The 19,458-nt window shown below is 36.0% G+C and carries 12 protein-coding genes; 3 read left to right on the top strand and 9 right to left on the bottom strand.

What is annotated here, in order from left to right; all coding sequences use genetic code 11:
- Nucleotides 1-57: 57 nt before the first annotated feature.
- The 9 genes from DEU39_RS15430 to DEU39_RS15390 form a co-directional block, all read right to left on the bottom strand.
- Nucleotides 58-2,031, bottom strand: coding sequence for a LysM peptidoglycan-binding domain-containing protein (locus DEU39_RS15430; protein WP_228436798.1), 1,974 nt, complete (start codon nt 2,029-2,031; stop codon nt 58-60).
- Between the two features lie 38 nt (nt 2,032-2,069).
- A complete protein-coding gene (gene bshC / locus DEU39_RS15425; RefSeq protein WP_120232545.1) occupies nt 2,070-3,656 on the bottom strand; it encodes a bacillithiol biosynthesis cysteine-adding enzyme BshC in 1,587 nt (528 codons plus the stop codon).
- Nucleotides 3,657-3,668: 12 nt separating this feature from the next.
- Nucleotides 3,669-5,606 carry a putative porin gene (locus DEU39_RS15420; protein WP_120232544.1) on the bottom strand — a complete coding sequence of 646 codons (1,938 nt, stop codon included), beginning with the start codon at nt 5,604-5,606 and terminating at the stop codon, nt 3,669-3,671.
- A 92-nt stretch (nt 5,607-5,698) separates the two neighbouring features.
- Nucleotides 5,699-7,270 (bottom strand): RagB/SusD family nutrient uptake outer membrane protein, encoded by a 1,572-nt coding sequence (locus tag DEU39_RS15415; RefSeq protein ID WP_120232543.1) that lies wholly within the window; start codon nt 7,268-7,270, stop codon nt 5,699-5,701.
- Nucleotides 7,271-7,287: 17 nt separating this feature from the next.
- Nucleotides 7,288-10,167, bottom strand: coding sequence for a SusC/RagA family TonB-linked outer membrane protein (locus tag DEU39_RS15410; RefSeq protein WP_120232542.1), 2,880 nt, complete (start codon nt 10,165-10,167; stop codon nt 7,288-7,290).
- Between the two features lie 305 nt (nt 10,168-10,472).
- A complete protein-coding gene (infB, locus tag DEU39_RS15405) occupies nt 10,473-13,460 on the bottom strand; it encodes a translation initiation factor IF-2 (RefSeq protein WP_062673450.1) in 2,988 nt (995 codons plus the stop codon).
- 76 nt (nt 13,461-13,536) lie between these two features.
- Nucleotides 13,537-14,772, bottom strand: a complete 1,236-nt coding sequence (gene nusA, locus DEU39_RS15400) for a transcription termination factor NusA (RefSeq protein WP_002982960.1) — start codon at nt 14,770-14,772, stop codon at nt 13,537-13,539.
- Nucleotides 14,773-14,788: 16 nt separating this feature from the next.
- A complete protein-coding gene (gene rimP, locus DEU39_RS15395; RefSeq protein WP_034691441.1) occupies nt 14,789-15,256 on the bottom strand; it encodes a ribosome assembly cofactor RimP in 468 nt (155 codons plus the stop codon).
- Between the two features lie 213 nt (nt 15,257-15,469).
- The gene (locus DEU39_RS15390; protein ID WP_120232541.1) at nt 15,470-15,883 is read right to left on the bottom strand and encodes a hypothetical protein; all 414 of its coding nucleotides are present in this window, start codon (nt 15,881-15,883) and stop codon (nt 15,470-15,472) included.
- 175 nt (nt 15,884-16,058) lie between these two features.
- Between DEU39_RS15390 and DEU39_RS15385 the strand changes: the two genes are divergently transcribed.
- The 3 genes from DEU39_RS15385 to rfbA all read left to right on the top strand — a co-directional run bounded on the left by DEU39_RS15385 (nt 16,059) and on the right by rfbA (nt 19,447).
- Nucleotides 16,059-17,372 carry a UDP-glucose dehydrogenase family protein gene (locus DEU39_RS15385; protein WP_120232540.1) on the top strand — a complete coding sequence of 438 codons (1,314 nt, stop codon included), beginning with the start codon at nt 16,059-16,061 and terminating at the stop codon, nt 17,370-17,372.
- A 4-nt stretch (nt 17,373-17,376) separates the two neighbouring features.
- On the top strand, nt 17,377-18,456 hold the full coding sequence (gene rfbB / locus DEU39_RS15380) for a dTDP-glucose 4,6-dehydratase (protein ID WP_120232539.1): 1,080 nt from the start codon (nt 17,377-17,379) through the stop codon (nt 18,454-18,456).
- 127 nt (nt 18,457-18,583) lie between these two features.
- The gene (gene rfbA / locus DEU39_RS15375; RefSeq protein WP_062673445.1) at nt 18,584-19,447 is read left to right on the top strand and encodes a glucose-1-phosphate thymidylyltransferase RfbA; all 864 of its coding nucleotides are present in this window, start codon (nt 18,584-18,586) and stop codon (nt 19,445-19,447) included.
- The last annotated feature ends 11 nt before the right edge of the window (nt 19,448-19,458 follow it).

The following is a 19,458-nucleotide window of genomic DNA, read 5'->3' as shown; positions in this document are numbered from 1 at the left end:
TATTATGCAAATATAACTATAATGTTAACAATATTCGTTCTAAGTGCTATAAATCATTTATGGTACTAACCTGATTACTCTGTAACCTGTATTTACATATGCACCGTTAGCTTTAGATTTTACAAACTCAAATTTGGTAGCAAGCTGAGTCTGAACTTTATTCATCTGCTTAAAGATTTCTCCTTTTTTATTCTCTCTGGTCAACATGTCATTTACCACATCAAACCCTACAATAGCATATTTTGGTGGGGTTTTGCAGTATTTAGTTTTATAAGCTGCCAGAATTTCTTTCTCAAAGCTACCGTCTGTGTTAATCTTTCTATCCATCAGATATACAAGACTTGCCTGGCTCAGCTCATCCACTTTCTTCTCAAAAACAGGAGAATAGAACATACTGAACGCTTTGATACCCTGTACTTCTTTAGAAATAGCAATCATTCTGCTGGCAAAAGCATCTCCTGCAGCATTATCATCATTCGCTAAAATGGCAATAACCGGTGCAGACTGCCCTGTCATCATATTCTGATCCGGCTGAATATCTGCCGGAGAATTAACAATAATAATATTAGGATTTTTTACTGCTTTTTCAAGTCCTGCTTTGATATAGTTGGCATCTTCTTTTTTAGCATCCGCCACTATATATATCTTCTGATCTGAGTACACACCTTTTACTTCTTCTACAATCTTATCAGCATAGGTCTGATTATTGGTTTCGACAATAATCAAGTTGCTGTAGTTATAGAGTTCCGGAGAGTTAGCAAATGGTGCTACAACCGGGATTTTCTGATTTTTGGTAAAATCAAGAACATCAATTACATTGGACTTAAAGAAAGGTCCGATAATAAGATCTGTATTATCAGGATTAATCTGTGTCAAAGAGTTTTTGAATGAAGCTTCATTTCCTGAATCTACAACTTTGATATCCAGTTTTTGTCCTCCTCTTGCATTTCTTTCAATAGCAAGCTTAGCTCCTGTCAAAAAGTCAAGTGCCATTGCTCTATACTGAGTTTCATTGGTACTGTATCCGAAAGGAAGCATCAGGATAACGCTTAAAGCATCACCATTTTTCTTTATATAAGCTGCATCCTGCTTTTTGATCTTTAGAACCATTCCGGTTTTCAAACCGTGTGAAAGATCCGGGTTGAGAGCGATAAGCTCATCAATAGAAACACCGAATTTATTAACGATAGAGAATACTGTATCTCCCTGCTGCACTGTATAGGTTACATAATCATCACCAACTGCAACATTGGAAGCAGCTGTTGATTTTTCGTTCCCTGAATCCATTTTTGCTTTTGGATTTGTAGTTTCTGCAACGGTATCAGTATTGGCAGTCGTATTTGTTCTTTTTATTTTAATGGTATCCCCAGGTTTCAGTCCTTTTTCTTCCAATCCTGGATTTAAAGCATAAAGGTCCTGCTGGCTAATGCCAAACTGTTTTGTAATTCTGTAATAATTATCTCTAGCCTGAATCACATAAGATTCTCCTTCTGCTGCTGGAGTGCTAGCAGATGTAGATGTAGCAGCTGTTGCGGTTGCTTTTTCTACAGGAGTTTCAACGTGTTTTTCCGGTGTTACAGCCTGTTGAGCACCACCATACTTTTTAATACTGGCAAGAGGCAAAGTAATCTCATCTCCGATCTTCATGTGAGAATCCAGTTCAGGATTCAGTTTTCTCAGATCAGTTTCAGAAATTCTATATTGTTTTGTGATGCCATAAATCGTTTGTTTTGGCAGTAAAACAATTTTACCTAGAGAAGAAGTACTTGCTGTTGAAGTTACTTTTTCTGCAGGAGTCGTTTTTGTCACAACCGGAGTGGCTGCTTTATCTGATTTTATAGTTAAAACATCACCGATCGCCAGTTTGCCATCTTTATGTTTTGGGTTTAGCTTCAGCAATTCATCTACAGTCATTCCATACTTTTTGGCAATGTTGTAAGGATTGTCACCTTGCACAACCGTATGTGATTTCTGAGCTGAAACTCCCAAAACCATACATAAACTGGATAGAATAAAAAACCTCTTTATCATATTCGATAATTATAATTTACAAAAATACTTCTTTAAAATTAAATGGCAACAATTATTAATTTTGAATCTTGAACCACCATTTCTTCCAAACAATTTTCAAGCCACGAATAGCCATAATCTGAAAAGAATACGCTAAAGTTATACACTCTTTCCTGCCATGTTTTTGCGGGATGAACATCTAAAAACAGATTTTCAAGTCTTTCCAGCAACTCATTCTGTTTTATTTTTTCAGCATGAAGCAGACGTTTTTTCATTCTTTTGAATGACTTTAATTGTCGTACTTCTTCTGCCTTTACCATATTCCCGAAGGATTTCTCAGTAGTTTCTGCTGAAGCTCTCAATGCAGAAAAATTACTAATCAATAATTCTTCTTTCTCTTCAAGTAATTCTACAATGGGATTATCTTTTAAAATCTTCTGATTGGTAAGTACCGAGAAGTTCTGGAAAAAATCTTCTATTTTAAGATCTAGTTTCTCAATTTTTCCCAATGTTTTTTCTTTCAGGAAAAGCATAGAGTTTCTTGGAATCAGAATTGGGAAAGGAATATTAATTTTTGAGAAATAATCTTTCAATTCCAGCCAGTACATGATTTCGGCATTTCCTCCGATATAGGATAAATTAGGAAGTACATTTTCCTGATATACCGGACGCATTAGCGCATTCGGACTGAATTTTTCAGGATGGTTTTCCAATTCGACAAGAATTTCTTCTTCTGTAAACTGGATAGGCTTATCTACAATATTATACTTGTGTCCGTTAAATTCTATTCTGTCTCTCGTTTCAGAAAGGTAGAAAAGATTTATTTCACGAGGGTTTACCTGAACCTTCCCATATTTCTCTGTCAGAAACTTGACTTTATCTTCAGAAGTTTTCTGTAAGCTGAAATGAAGAAGTTCATCTTCAAAAATCTCCTTCATCTGTTTTTTAAGTTCCTTAGAATCTCCATCCAGAATCAAAAGTCCGAATTCTGAGAAAAGACGGTTGACAAGAATCTTAATAGCTTCCGTTAAAGTGTTTCCAGCTTTATAAGCTTCCTTCATCATTAAAATCAGCTCTGTACCGAAAATGGAATCTTTGAATTCTTTTTCAAATTCCGAAATAAAATAGGTATCACTGATTTCAATTCTTCCTACCGGACCTCCGGATTTCTCATTGGTTTCGTAATAATTATTTTCGGTTTTAAAGTGATTGATCTCTGCAAAATCATGATCCTCCGAAGCCATCCAATACACCGGAACAAAATTAAAATCCGGAAAATTTTCTTTCAGATAAGTACATGTTTTTATGGTCTGAAGAATTTTATACACAAAGAAAACAGGTCCTGAAAACAGATTCAACTGATGCCCTGTTGTTATCGTAAACGTGTTGGGCTGTTTAAGATTCTCAAGATTTTCTTTCTGCTCTGAAGATAGAGAAAGAGTTTCTAACTGTGCTTCAAACACATCAGCTAAAATGCTTCTTTTTTCAGAGGTAAAAGAATCTTTCTTCAGATGAATCTGCTGCCTGAAATGATCTAAGGAAAATGTATTATTTTCAAACCCCTCAATCTTCTGATTTAAAAAATCTTTTACCAGCTGAGGAATACTTTCTATATCGTTAAATGATATTTTATTAATTGTTTTCAACCTGTATCGTTTTTAGTTGAACAAATACCACACAATTCCGATATTCAATCTGAAATCATACACCGGATAATGTGGAAATGCATATGCTTTGTTATTGGAAATAACAGTTCCTATCTGCTGTCCTTCTATGAAAAAGAACATTTTTTTCACTTTCATATTAATATAAATATCGGCGATAGGCTGCCCTCCAATTGAAAATGAATCTGCTCTTGGAAGAATATATTCATTAAGAACAGGGAAATATTCTCTTGAAGCGAATTTAGAGAAGTAATATACTTTAACCCCTGCCTGAATTTCTGCTGCTTTTTTGAAAGCCTGGGTCTGATAGAAGAAATTGGCTCTACCGATGAAGCCCGGCATTGGAAGTAGTTCTTTATTCGTTAAAGTATTCTGGAAATGCACTCTTGTATTCAGGTGGAATTTGTTGAAGCTGAAAGTAGCATCTCCTCCAATCTGAGATATATTTACTGAATTGTCACTTTGTTTCGGACTTCCGTTGCTGTCAAAATAAGTATAGTTATCGATTCTGAAATAATTGGCGAAAATCTCTGTTTTAAACCATTTCAGATTGATGCTTCCTCCTACTTCCATTACAGACTGATTCTTCGCATTTTCAAGATAATAATTGAAGTTATTATAAACAGAAGTATTCAATAGATAATTGAATGAAGGATAGGCACTCTGGAAGTTTACTTTGGCATTAACGAAATAATCTTTGATAGGTTCAAACTTCAGATTATTGGTTGTCTTCAGATAACTTTTAAACTGGCTTCCGTTTGAAAATTCCAGAAACGAATTCAACTGAATTTTGTCCCAAAGTTTTACCTGCAGGTTTCCTACAGCTCCGATTCTGTTTTCTTTCAGCTCACCAGGAAAAGGCACGTTGTTAAGTGCAACAACATCTCTTATCCCGAATTTAATCATCTGATAACGTACCCCGGCATCCAGTTTGAATTTTTCATTATTAAAAATCAGACTTACGGTATTGCTGAAATTCTCAGAATATTTTTTGGTTGTCAATGGAAAGCCACTTACTAAATCTGTAGGAGCGTCATACCAATACGGCTCCAAAGCAGTTTGGTTATAGTAATATTTGTTTCCCTGATGAGAAATAATATGTCTTATGCTGAAAGGAAATTTCTCAGAATTGAATGGAGTAAACTGATGGCTCAGATAATATCTTCTGTAAGAAAACTGTGAACTTGAAGAGGCCAGATTTACCTGTGCGTTTTGTCTGTTACTGTAATTGCTGTCTCCACTCTGAAACAGGTTATCTTCAGTAATCCCTCCACTTTCCTGATTATTTACATTCTGGTGAAGATAATGGGCAAAAAGCTCATAGTTTCCATTTTTTGAAACATAGTGTCCTGAAAATAAAGTATTGTTGTTAGCTGACAAGGAGTTTCTGTAAAGTCCCTGTGAACGAAGCCCCATATATTCAAGCGCAAAATTGAATCTTTTTCCGATATTCTGAGTATAGGTGGATTTTAGAGCCGCCCCGTTTCGCATAGCATTATGATATAAGAATGTAGCTGTAGGTGTTTTTACGTCATAATATTTCACATCATTTGCTCCAATAATCATGTAAGATTTGTTGGATGGCAATAAAGAAAGATTTTGTTCATCATTAACTTCAAATATAAGAGGATTAAATCCTGAACCAATGTTGGCAGGCTGTACTCTTCCGAAGTTATCTTTATTATTGTGTTGCGAAAAGATATAGGTCTTATCAAAAGTCATTACCGTATCAAAAACTTTCTTTTCAGAAAACTGGGTCTGATACTGATAATCATTTATAGTAGGTTTGAAAATTTTCAGGGAATCTTTTTTCCCGGAATCTATTACAAGAGTGTCTTCTTTTTTAGGCTGAGGTTTTGTTTCTGCTTTATTAACGACCTGAGCCTTGGCTACAAAACCTAAAGAGAAGAGTATGAAAAGGATGTACTTCATTATTCATTATTGTACAGCAAAAATAAGAAATAAAAGGACATAAAAAACCCCTGCTTTGAACAGGGGTTCTATATAAAATGATTATTGTATGATTAATAACCAGGGTTTTGTTGAATACCTGGGTTAACATTTATCTCATTTTGAGGAATAGGTAATGTCCATTTGAAACTAGTTAATGGAAGATTGCTAGGAGCAGCGGCAGGGATATTCACAGTTGACGAAGAATAGTCAGCCGGATCTCTGTCGATACCTTTATTAGCAAGAGTACCTAATCTCTTTAAATCTAAATATCTATAACCTTCAAAAGCAAACTCAATACGTCTCTCATCTAAAACACCTCCCCAAGCTTGTTGAGCTGATGTATAAACAGGAGCAGTTTGTGCAGATCCATATCTTGCATCACGAACAGCCTTAATTGCGGCAGCAGCACCAGTCAGGTCTCCAGCAGCAATTCTTGCTTCAGCTTTAATCATGTACATTTCAGATACTCTCATGATCTTGAAGTCATTATTATTAGCGTTGGTAGCAGTTGTAGCCCACGTAGTAGATCCTGTAACCACACCACCGTGTTTGTTAATAATAAGTCTGTCACTTTGCAGATAGTTTGCAGAAGTCTGATAACTTGCATCTACGGTTGAAGAAGGAGCAATTAAAATATTTCCTCTAACATCAGGGATTGTAGTAGATAATGTAGCTGCAGATAAGTTACCTGGGTTAACTTTATTATGCAAAGCTCTACTTACCTCATAAAAAGGAGATCCTGCAGCAGAAGGTCTTACAGAAACCCAAGAATTATGCAGGTTTGTAAGCTGGTTATTTTGGTTAGCTGTTCTCTTAAGTTTAAAAATCACCTCTGAAGTAGAAGGTTGATTATCAGAGAAAAACAAACTTCTATATTCAGCTTGCGTTGCCAATTTAACAGGTGAGTTATTGATTACATCATTTGCAAATGTTTCAGCATTTGTATAATCACCTTTGTACATATACGCTCTTGCTTTAAGACCTTTTGCAAACCATATATTAGCATAAACACTGTTAAATGCAACTGGGTTAGCTGTAAAAGTAGTTATAGCCTGATTTAAATCCGCATGAATTAACGAATAAAATGCACCATTGGTAGCTCTAGGATTAGTTTTTTCCTCTGGTAAAAATACGCGATCAGCAAGAATACCAGCCAATGCGCTATCATTTTTCAAATCTGTAGAAAAATAAGACATGATCAATAAGTGAGCATACGCTCTCAATGTCAACGCCTGTGCTTTTAGATTTTTTAAAGTAATTGCATCTGCAGCATCTTTTGGAGCGATTTTATCAGCTAAAGCAATAACTCTGTTAATTCTTGCTAAAGCAAAATAAGAGTTAGTCCATAAAGAAACCGGAAGATCAGATCCAGGATTCATTGTAAATATGTATTCTGTAGATTTCCCTTGTCCTCCATTGGCAAATCCAATACCTACTTCATCGGTAAATACTGATACATCAGCAGCTTCTGCACGGTTTGTAAGCTGGTTATAAGATGTATTCAATAAATATGATAAATCTGCGCTTGTTTGTATAGCTACATCTTCTGTCATAGCACCAGGAGCAAACGTCTCTAGTTTGTCTTCACAAGACACGAATAGTACGCTTAATGCTATTATTGAGAATTTAATATATTTTTTCATAAAAGTTTAATTAAAGTTTAAAATCTAAAGTCAAATCCTATAGTAAACGTTTTTGCCGTAGGATAATTCGCGGCATCACTATTACGATTACTTTCCGCATCATAACCTCTCCACTTAGTCCAAGTTGCAAGATTTTCTCCTTGTACATAAATAGAAGCTGAACTTAAGAATGTTCCATCTAGCATTCTTTTAGGAATTTTGTATCCTATTTGAGCATTTCTCAATCTTAAATAAGATGCATCCACAAGGAATCTATCTGAAGAAGCATCAAGACTTCTGTTAGCAGCAGTAAGTGAAGGTAGAGATGCACCAGTGTTAGTTGGTGTCCAAGAATCTAACAAATCACGAGATACATTAAACTGTCCGATGTTATCTCCCGCATACATTGTTGACCAGTCTCCATCAAATCTTTCAATACCTGCAACATAAGTAAATGTTGTTGAAGCATAGAATCCTTTATAATTTACATCGAATCCAAATCCTCCTTGATATTTCGGAAGGTAATTATACTTTCTTGTCTTTCTATCAGCGAATGTTGGGTTTTCTGTTGGATTACCATTAGCATCTTCGAAAAGCAATTCTCCATTTGCAGGGTTCACACCTAGATAGTGATATACATATGGCATGAAAGGAAGCATTCCGTTTTGTTGTCTCACAATAAACTGAGTTCCACTATCGATGTATCCTCCACCAGCAATACCTCCTAGCTCCTGATTGTTAATAGATCCGTTAGCTCTAATATTAAGTGTTAAGTCTTCTGTTTTTAGAGCTGTATAGTTTAAACTTAATTCATAACCTCTGTTATATAAAAACATATTAGTATTATGATCGATAGCTCCAGTTCCCAATACAGGAGCCATTGGATCAGTATAATACATATTCTCTGTTTTTTTACCGTATTTATCAAATGAACCGGTCAATCTTCTGTTAAAGAATTCGAAATCTATACCAACATTATAAAGTTTAGTAGATTCCCATTGAAGAAGTGGATCTCCAAAGGCAATTCCCATACCGAAACCACTGTTATAACTTCCTCCTGCAGTAGTAATTGGTGTATATACATCATAATACTTAGGAGGGTTAAGTCCCTGGTATATTGTTCCAGCAACAACTCGCTGGTTACCAATAACCCCATAAGAACCTCTCAGTTTTAATACATCTACAAAACTAACATTATCCATAAAAGATTCAGAGTCGATATTCCATCTACCTCCTACAGACCAGAATGTACCCCATTTTCTATCGTCACCAAATCGGCTTGTTCCATCTCTTCTGATGGATGCTACGATACCATAGGTTTTATTAAAGTCATAATCGAAAGATCCAAAATATGAAAGAAGATCTAGTCTGGATTTCACATTTGAAATTGTTGGAACATACCAGTCATTTGCAGCTGTATCAGTTACATATCCTTGTCCAGTATCCGGAACATAGTTCTTAGGATTTAAACCTCTTTGAGTTTGGATACTTTGTTGGAACTGGTACATGTTATATTCCATGTTTCCAGTTAAGTTGAATGTATGTTTTCCGAAACTCTTAGTATACCCTAATTGAGCCAACTGGTTAAATGAGAAATTATAATTATTATTTATAGATTCTGTACCATTATAAGCACCACCTAAATAAGAAGGAACCCCTTGTGTAGGAGAGAATAAAAGGCTGTTAAAACTTTCAGGTCTTTGTACAGAAACCAGTCTTTGATAAATCAACTGTGCATTGGTACGAGTTCTCGCAACCAATCCAGGTAAGATTTTATAAGATAATTCAGAGTTAACGTCAAATCTGTAATCATTAAATCTCCTGTAGAAAGTTTCAACTTTATCAATCAGGAATAATGGCGTGTATAATAAACTTCCTCCTGACGAAGCATAATCCTGGAATAGTTGATATCCGTTAGAATACATACTTGGGCTTAGGTAAGGCACACCCATCTGAGCTCCCAAGATAGGGTTTTGGTTGATCGCTTCTGCATCTCCTTCAGAAGGCTGGTCGCTATTCTTTGAGAAAACAGCTGCCATCCCGATAAAGTAATCAAATTTTTTGTTTTCACTTTTACCGCTGATGTTGTTACGTAATGTAAATCTCTGCAAAGAAGTTCCTGCAAGAGTACCATCTTGGTTCAAATATCCAGCAGTTGTAAAAGTACGTACTCTTTCATTACCACTTTCTACACTCAGGTTATGAGCTGTAAAAATGCCTGGATTGTAAAAATAATCTAACCAGTCTGTATTGATATTAAAATCATTAATTTCCTGATCGGTCATATCAACACCCTTACCAGTGTTTAGTCTTTTCTCCAAAGTAAGTAACTCTCTGGAATTAGCAATATTATATTTATTTTTTTGTAAGAAATTAACACCTGTTTGAGAGTTATAGTGGAAACTAAGTTTTCCTCCTGTTGAACTACCTCTCTTTGTGGTAATAACAATTACCCCGTTTGATCCTCTGTTACCATATTCAGCAAGAGCAGCAGGATCTTTCAGTACTTCAAAAGTTTCAATATCATAACTATTCAAGTTTCTGAACGCATCACTATTGGATGGGAAACCATCAATTACATATAGAGGATCTGTACTTGCAGATAGAGTACCTACCCCACGAATAATTACAGTAGGCTTAGCACCTGGCTGTCCACTACCTGCGCTAATATTAACACCAGCTAACTGACCTTGAACAGCATTTAATACATTGGATTGCGCTCTACTTTCAATAGTTTCAGCTTTTATTTGCTGACTAGCACCGACAGCAGTTTTCTTAGAAACGGTTCTATAACCTTGTACAACTACCTCATCAATTTGCTTTGTTTGAGTAGTGTCTTTTTTTGTTGTCTGCGCATAAGTTACTGCTCCCATAAAGAACAATGCTCCTGCACTCAATACACGTAGTTTAACATTCATATTAACAAATTTTAATATATTTAATGGGCAAATATGTTAATAAATATTAACATCCACAAATTAAACTAACGTTTAAACGACTATTTTTTTTATTGTTTTATTTAAAATTTACACAAAACAAATAAGATTTAATAATAATAGACAGTTTTTATTCAATAAAAAATAATTTTTTCACAAGCCTTATTCATTTTAACAAATTATTAATAATTCAAAAAAAATTATTTAGAATGATTACAAATTAAATGAGTTTGAAAAATAAAAAAACCACTTTATAAAAAAGTGGTTTTCACATATTTAGGATATATTTATTTTAGTTTTTTCTTGACCGCTACTTCTTCGTATACTTCAAGGATATCTCCGATTTCGATGTCATTATAACCTTTCAGATTCAGACCACATTCGTAACCTTTCGTTACTTCTTTAACATCATCTTTGAAACGTTTCAAACTTTCAAGTTCTCCATCAAATTTAACAATACCGTCTCTTAATAAACGTACTTTAGACTGTCTCGTTACTTTTCCGGTAAGAACCATACAACCTGCAATTGTTCCTACTTTAGAAATCTTGAAAACCTCACGGATTTCAACATTACCAATCACCTGCTCTTGAATTTCCGGAGAAAGCATTCCCTCCATCGCTTCTTTTACTTCATCAATTGCTTTATAGATTACAGAATACGTTCTGATTTCAATTTCCTCACGATCTGCAAGTTCTTTAGCATTAGCACCTGCTCTCACGTTAAATCCAATGATAATAGCATCGGATGCTGCAGCTAAGTTGATATCAGATTCTGTAATCTGTCCAACACCTGAGTGAAGAATTTTAACACTGATTTCTTCTGTTGATAATCTTTGTAACTGATCAGAAAGAGCTTCTACAGAACCATCCACGTCTCCTTTAAGGATAATGTTCAATTCTTTGAATTCTCCTAAAGCAATACGTCTACCCAATTCTTCAAGGGTTGTATGCTTCTTGGTTCTGATTGATAATTCTCTCTGCAGCTGCTCTCTCTTATTGGCAATTGCTTTACCTTCACTTTCATCAGCATACACACGGAATTTATCACCTGCAGTAGGCGCTCCATCCAAACCTAAGATTGTTGCAGGAATTGATGGCCCAGCTTCTTTTAGATTTTTTCCTCTTTCATCAAGCAAAGCTTTTACTTTCCCGTGATTTTTACCTGCTACTACATAATCACCTACTCTTAAAGTTCCGGTCTGTACCAACATTGTTGCTACATAACCTCTACCTTTATCTAAAGATGCTTCAATAACAACTCCGTTTGCTGCACGGTCAGGATTCGCTTTCAACTCAAGCATTTCAGCCTGTAATAAAACTTTTTCCAACAATACATCTACGTTATTACCGAATTTAGCCGAGATCTCCTGTGCCTGAACATTTCCACCCCATTCTTCTACTAAAACCGGTGGATTTAATCCTGATAACTGCTGACGGATGTTGTCCGGGTTTGCATTCGGCTTATCTACTTTGTTGATAGCAATAATCATTGGTACTCCTGCAGCCTGTGCGTGAGCAATTGCTTCTTTTGTTTGTGGCATTACATCATCATCGGCCGCAATTACGATAATTGCAATATCCGTAATCTGTGCACCTCTCGCTCTCATTGCAGTAAAGGCTTCGTGACCTGGTGTATCTAAGAAAGTAATTCTCTGACCGTTCTCCAGTTTCACGTTATAAGCACCAATGTGCTGAGTAATTCCTCCGGATTCACCGGCAATTACGTTTGTTTTTCTAATGTAGTCCAACAATGAAGTCTTACCATGGTCAACGTGCCCCATTACAGTAACTACAGGAGCTCTTTGTAATAGGCTTTCCTCGGTATCTACTTCATCTTCTGCATCCGTATCTTCAAGATCAGCATCTGAGAATTCAATTTTATAACCGAATTCATCTGCTACTAATAATAAGGTATCGGCTTCAAGTCTTTGGTTCATGGTAACCATTACACCTAATGAGAAACAAGCAGAAATTACTTCAGTTGGGGAAACATTCATCAAACTTGCCAATTCACCTACTGTGATGAATTCTGTTACTTTAAGAGTTCTGTCTTGTGCTTCAAGCTCCTGCTGACGCTCATCCTGCTCTCTACGGAAAGTTCTCTTGTCTTTTCTGTGTTTTGCAGATTTAGATTTCCCTCCTTTATTAGTAAGTTTTTCTAATGTTTCTTTGATCTGGTTTTTAACTTGCTCATCAGTTAGCTCAACTGGCATAACTCTTTGTCCAGGTCTGTTGTTCTGACCTCCTTTTTTGAAGCCACCACCTTGACCTTGACGATTTCCACCACCCTGGTTATTTCCAAAACGGTTTCCACCTTGGCCACCTTGACCTTGAGGACGATTTCCCTGGCCTCCCTGACCACCCTGGCGGTTTCCACCTTGTCCCTGTCCACCGTTATTATTATGCTGACGGTTTCCTTGGCCTTGTCCACCTTGGTTGTTGTTATTTCCTGAGTTTTGATTATTCCCCTGACCTTGTTGGTTATTCTGGCCACCAGGTTTTTCAATTCTCTTTCTTTTCTTTTTTGCTCCAGCACCTGGTTTTGGTGCAAACTGAGTTAAGTCAATCTTTTCCCCAACGATCTTAGGACCGTCAAGTTTCTGATATACTGTCTCAATTTTTTGTGGTTCCTGAGATTCAGGTTCAGCTTCAACTTTTGGAGTTTCTACTTTTTTCTCCTCTACAACCGCTGGTTTTGGAGTTTCCTTTACTGTTTCCACAGGTTTAACTTCTTCTTTTTTCTCCTCCATTTTTGGTTTGTCTTTTTTCACAGGTCTGTTTCTAGATTCTATTTGAGACAAATCAATTTTATCCAAAACTTTAAATTCCTGTTTTTCAGGCGCTGCTTTAACTTCCGGTTGTTCTTCTTTCACGATTTCTTCTTTCTTTTCTTCAACCGGTGTCGCAACAGGAGCCACAGGAACTGCAGGAGCTGCAGGAATCTCTTCAGCTTCAGGCTTCTTAGGTTCCAAATCTATTTTACCTAAAATTCTAGTTTCTGGTTTATTTGCTTTAGCTCTTATCACTTCAGGGGTTTTCTTTTCTTCAATTTCCAGTTTTTCTTCCGGAACTTTAGTGATCACCACCTCATGGGAAGCCTTTCTTTGTTCGCCGTCTTTAGCAAACTCAGCCTCCAATGCAGAATATGCCGCTTCTTCCAATTGAGCGTTAGGATTGCTTTCAACCTCGAAACCCCTTGACTGTAAAAACTCTACTAATCTGGACATCGAAATGTTGAATTCCTTAACCGCTTTATTTAATCTAATTTTTGGCATTTATATTATTTACTGTTTTTAATTTTTAAAATTAAAGTATTTCTTTTTTACTGTTTATTAAAATTTATTTAAAATCTTAATCTTCAAATTCTTCTCTCAGAATACGTTTAACCTCTTCGATGGTTTCTTCTTCAAGGTCTACCATATTTAAAAGACTTTCAGTTTCTTTATCCAATACTGATTTTGCAGTCGTAAGTCCTACTTTCTTAAACTCATCCAAAATCCATTGCTCGATATCATCGTTAAATTCTTTCAATTCAACATCATCATCCTCGCTGGACTCTCTGTATACATCAATCTCATATCCTGTCAACCAAGAAGCCAGTCTGATATTCTGACCTTGTTTTCCGATCACTTTAGAAATTTCCTCAACTGGAGTATATACCAATGCATAATTGGTCTCTTCATTGATTTCAATTTTGTTAATAGTAACGTTTCCTAATGCTCTCTTCACCAAAATCTCAGGGTTTTTAGACCACTGAATAACATCGATGTTTTCATTTCTCAACTCTCTTACAACGCCATGAATTCTGGATCCTTTCACTCCAACACAAGCTCCTACCGGATCAATTCTGTCATCATAAGCATCTACTGCAATCTTCGCCTTTTCACCAGGAATTCTCACTACCTTTTTAAGGATAATTGTTCCGTCCTGGATTTCAGGAATTTCCAGCTCTAATAACTTCTCAAGGAATTTAGGTGCAGTTCTGGAAATAATAATCTGCGGTTTAGAACCTTTAAAATCTACTGTCTCAACAATAGCTCTGATATTCTCACCCTTTTTAAAGAAATCGGATGGGATCTGGTTTTCTTTTGGTAAAATAAATTCATTTCCTTCATCATCCAGCAAAATCACGTGCTTATGACGGATGTGGTGGATTTCCCCTACAACGATTTCACCAATTTTATCTCTAAACTGTTCGTACAGCATTGCATTATTGTGTTCCTGAAGTTTTGTAGCAAGGATTTGCTTAAGGGTAAGAATATTTCTTCTTCCCAATTGTGCAACAGGAATTTCCATTGTAAAGTCCTCACCTACTTCGAAGGTAGGGTCAATCTTCTTTGCTTCAGAGATTTCTATCTCCAAATCATCATCTTCAGACATTTCGTCCTCTACAATTGTTTTATTCAAAAATATCTGAAAATCTCCTTTATCCGGGTTTACAATCACATCAAAATGATCATCTGAATCAAATCTCTTTCTTAAAAGAGTTTTCAGTGAATCTTCAATAATTGCCATAAGATCAATCTTACTGATCCCTTTTTCGTCTTTAAAATCACCAAAGGATTCAATCAACGCTATATTATCCATCTATTCTTTTTTCTTTTTAAAATTTAATTACTACTAATGCTTTTTTGATCTCAGGATAAGAAATTTCTTTCTCCTCCTCCACATCTACTTTTCCTTTTCCTATATCTTTCGGCTTTCGGTAACGTAGAACAAGTGTGATCTTCTCATCGTCTACTTTTGACAATTCTCCTTCAATTTTAGAAGAATCCTCCAGCATCACCTCAATCTCTCTTCCAATGTTTTTACTGAACTGTCTTGGTGTGGATAATGGCTCGCTCAGTCCTGCCGACATCACCTGAAGGCTGAAGTCATGCTCTTCACGATCCATATTAAATTCAATCGCACGGCTTGCATCAAGGCAGTCCTGCAAAGAAACTCCGTTATCACCATCCAAAATCACTGTAATATCATCCCCTGCAGAAATTTTAAGATCAATAAGAAACAGATCTTTTCTGGTCTCAAGGAATTCATTTAATAATTCTTCAATTCTTTTTCTAAACTCCATATATTTTTATCTTGATTTACAGTACGAAAAAAGGCTTTCTTCCGAAGCCTTCCCATTTTTTCCGTAAATCCATTGCAAATATAAGCTTTTTTTCTAAAAACACAAAATATGTTATTATATATCAACTAGTTTGTAGGCAATATCATATACCTACAAATCAAACAATAGCTACATTATCAAGATTAATTTAAACAGCACAATATAACATAAGACTTATTTCCCAGAACATTTTCCTGTTTTATATTTATTATAAGCAGCATTCACAGCCTCTTGTTTATTATCAAAAAGTAAAGTACTAAATGTACCCTCACAGTTTTTCAGTCTCCAGGGCATAGATAATTTTACGGATAAGTAGCTTAGTTTTTTACTATCCTCTCTATTTTTTAAATCCTGATTACGCACCGATTCTCTTTCAGTATCATAAATTAGCTGCCCAAATGGCACTATTGTTCCATCATTAAAGACCAACTTATATGTTATATTACCATCCGCCAACAATTGTTCTTGCTGATCTTTCAAACGTCGAGACGAGTCATTTGTTTTAGCATCATTTATTTGCCCATAAATATTATTTAGAGAGAACACTAAAAGACAAAATATTTTTGTTAAAGAAGAATTAAATTGCATTTCATGAATAATTAATGGTTATCATACATACAATATTACAAAAAAAATTAATATTTGTAATTCAAATTATTGTTAACCCTGTCATTATATAAAAGTTACTGAACTCTATATAGTTGATTAGATACCATGACAGTATTTTTATTACTTTTGTCTTTAGAATTTAAAAACAAACATTTTGAATATAACGATTGTAGGAACAGGTTATGTAGGATTAGTTACAGGAACTACTCTGGCAGAACTTGGCAATTCAGTATACTGTGTTGATATTGATAAAAAAAAAGTAGAAGGTATGAAAAACGGCATTGTTCCCATCTATGAGCCGAACCTTGAAGAAATGTTTTTAAGAAACATCCAGTCCGAAAGATTATTTTTTACTACCAATCTTAAAGAAGCTTTAGACAAAAGCGAAGTTATATATCTGGCATTGCCTACTCCTCCGGGAGAAGACGGTTCTGCAGATTTGTCTTATGTACTTCAGGTAGCCGATAATATTGGCGAGATGATGACTGAATACAAAGTCATTGTCAATAAAAGTACTGTTCCCGTAGGAACTGCGGACAGAGTAAGAGAAACAATTTCTTCTAAAACAGGCATTCCTTTTGATGTAGTTTCAAATCCTGAATTCCTGAGAGAAGGATTTGCTGTTGAAGACTCTATGAATCCCTCAAGAGTCGTTGTAGGGGCAAGCTCAGAAAAAGCTAAAGATATTATGTCTAAAATATATCAGCCTTTTACCAATACCGGAATTCCCATCATTTTTATGGATGAGAAGTCTTCGGAACTTACCAAATATGCAGCGAATTCATTTTTAGCAGTAAAAATCACCTTCATGAATGAAATTGCCAACTATTGTGAAAAGGTAGGTGCAGATGTGGATAAGGTAAGACTGGGAATGGGTAGTGATGACAGAATCGGGCACAGATTTTTATTCCCTGGAATCGGATATGGAGGAAGCTGCTTCCCTAAAGACGTAAAAGCACTTATAAAATCCGGGAAACAGGAAGATTTTAATTTCCAGATCCTGGAAGCTACCGAAAATGTAAATACCACCCAGAAAGTTATTTTAGTGTCTGAAATTGAAAAATACTTCGGAGGGAATATTGAAGGGAAGAAAATCGCCATGTGGGGACTTGCCTTTAAAGCAAATACAGATGACATCAGAGAAGCTTCATCTTTAGACAATATTGCCCTTTTATTGGAGAAAGGCGCGGAAATTGTAGCATATGATGCTGTTGCAGAAAGCAATGTTCAAAAACTTCTTGGCAACAAAATACAATACGCCAAAGGAATGTATGATGCACTGGAAGATGTGGACGCACTATTTATTGCTACAGAATGGCCTGAATTCAAAAACCCTAATTTTGAACTGATGGCTAAAAAAATGAAAAACAAAGTCATTTTTGACGGCAGAAATATGTATCCATTGGAAATCCCTGAGCAAAACGGATTTCATTATAAAAGTATAGGAAGAAAGACCATCTCAAAATAAATCAATGAAAAACATTATCATTACAGGAGGTGCCGGGTTTATCGGTTCCCATGTTGTAAGAGAATTTGTAAAAAACAATCCGGATACTACAATCATCAACCTTGATGCTCTTACCTACGCCGGAAATCTGGAAAACTTAAAGGACATTGAAAATGAACCTAATTATGTTTTCGAAAAAGCAGATATTACAAAACCGGAAGAACTTAGAAAAGTTTTCAAAAAATACAATCCGGATGCGGTTGTACATTTAGCCGCAGAAAGTCATGTAGACAGAAGTATTACAGATCCAATGGCATTTATCAACACGAATGTAAACGGGACCGCTAATCTTCTGAATCTTTGTAAGGAATTCTGGACATTAAATCCTGATCATACCCACGGCAGATTCCCGGATGAAAAAAGAAATAATCTTTTCTATCATATTTCTACCGACGAAGTATATGGAAGTTTAGGCGAAACAGGATTCTTTTTAGAAACGACATCCTACGACCCTCAATCTCCGTATTCCGCATCCAAAGCAGCTTCTGACCATTTGGTAAGAGCTTACGGAAATACTTATGGAATGCCTTTCATCGTATCGAACTGTTCCAACAACTACGGCCCGAATCATTTCCCTGAAAAGCTCATTCCCCTTTGTATTTCGAATATCATCAACGAGAAACCGCTTCCTATTTACGGTGATGGAAAATATACCAGAGACTGGTTGTTTGTCATTGACCATGCCAAGGCGATTCATCAGATATTTAATGAAGCAAAAACCGGTGAGACTTACAATATCGGAGGATTCAACGAGTGGCAGAATATTGATCTTGTCAAAGAACTGATCAAACAAATGGATGCCAAGCTGGAAAGACCGGAAGGCTATTCAGAAAAACTGATCACTTTTGTAAAAGACAGACCGGGTCACGACAAACGTTACGCTATTGATGCAACAAAACTGAATAAAGATTTAGGCTGGAAACCTTCAGTTACCTTTGAAGAAGGATTAGCAAAAACCATCGACTGGTATCTTGAAAATAAAGAATGGCTTGAAAATGTGACTTCAGGAAATTATCAGGATTACTACAGCAAGCAATACAGCTAAATCTCCAGCTATTAAAGGAACAAGTATAGAATCTGACATCATTCATTTCAGTCTTTTATAACACACCAGAAGTAGCAAAATAAATCGATTTATAACACAAAAGAAATAGCGTAATACGCACCAAAACATGAAAGGAATAATATTAGCCGGAGGCTCCGGAACAAGACTTTACCCTCTAACTATTGCCGTAAGCAAGCAGCTGATGCCTGTTTACGACAAACCCATGATCTACTATCCGCTTTCCACACTTCTTTTAGCAGGAATCAAAGATATTCTGATCATCACAACTCCACACGACCAGGCAGGTTTCATCAAACTTTTAGGCGACGGTTCGCAAATCGGCTGTAATATAGAATATGTTGTACAGCCAAGCCCGGACGGTTTAGCACAAGCTTTTATTCTGGGCGAGCAATTTATTGGTAACGACCCTGCAGCGCTGGTATTGGGAGATAATATCTTCTATGGTTCTGAAATGGGAACCTTACTGAAAAATAAAACCAATCCTGAAGGAGGAGTTGTTTTTGCCTACCACGTAGCAGATCCGGAAAGATATGGTGTAGTGGAATTCGACAAAAATCTGAAAGCTGTTTCTATTGAAGAAAAGCCTTTAAACCCTAAGTCAAACTATGCCGTTCCAGGTCTTTATTTTTACGATAACAATGTAGTGGAAATCGCTAAAAATATTAAACCTTCAGCAAGAGGTGAGCTGGAAATCACAGATATCAACAATGTTTATTTAAGCAATGGAAAGCTTGAGGTAGCTGTTCTGAACAGAGGAACGGCATGGCTGGATACAGGAACTTTTGATTCTCTTCACGACGCTTCAGAATTTGTAAGTGTCATCGAAAAAAGACAAGGGTTTAAAATTGGCTGTATAGAAGAAATTGCCTTCAGAAATAAATTCATTGGTGAAGAAAAACTGCTTGAAACGGCTACCAAATATGGCAAAAGTGGATACGGCGAATACCTGAAACAACTTATCGGAAAATAACAAATATAATT

This window comes from Chryseobacterium sp. AG363, from assembly GCF_003610675.1.
In the GTDB taxonomy this organism is placed as follows: domain Bacteria; phylum Bacteroidota; class Bacteroidia; order Flavobacteriales; family Weeksellaceae; genus Chryseobacterium; species Chryseobacterium cucumeris.
This window is presented reverse-complemented; position numbering and strand designations above follow the sequence as displayed.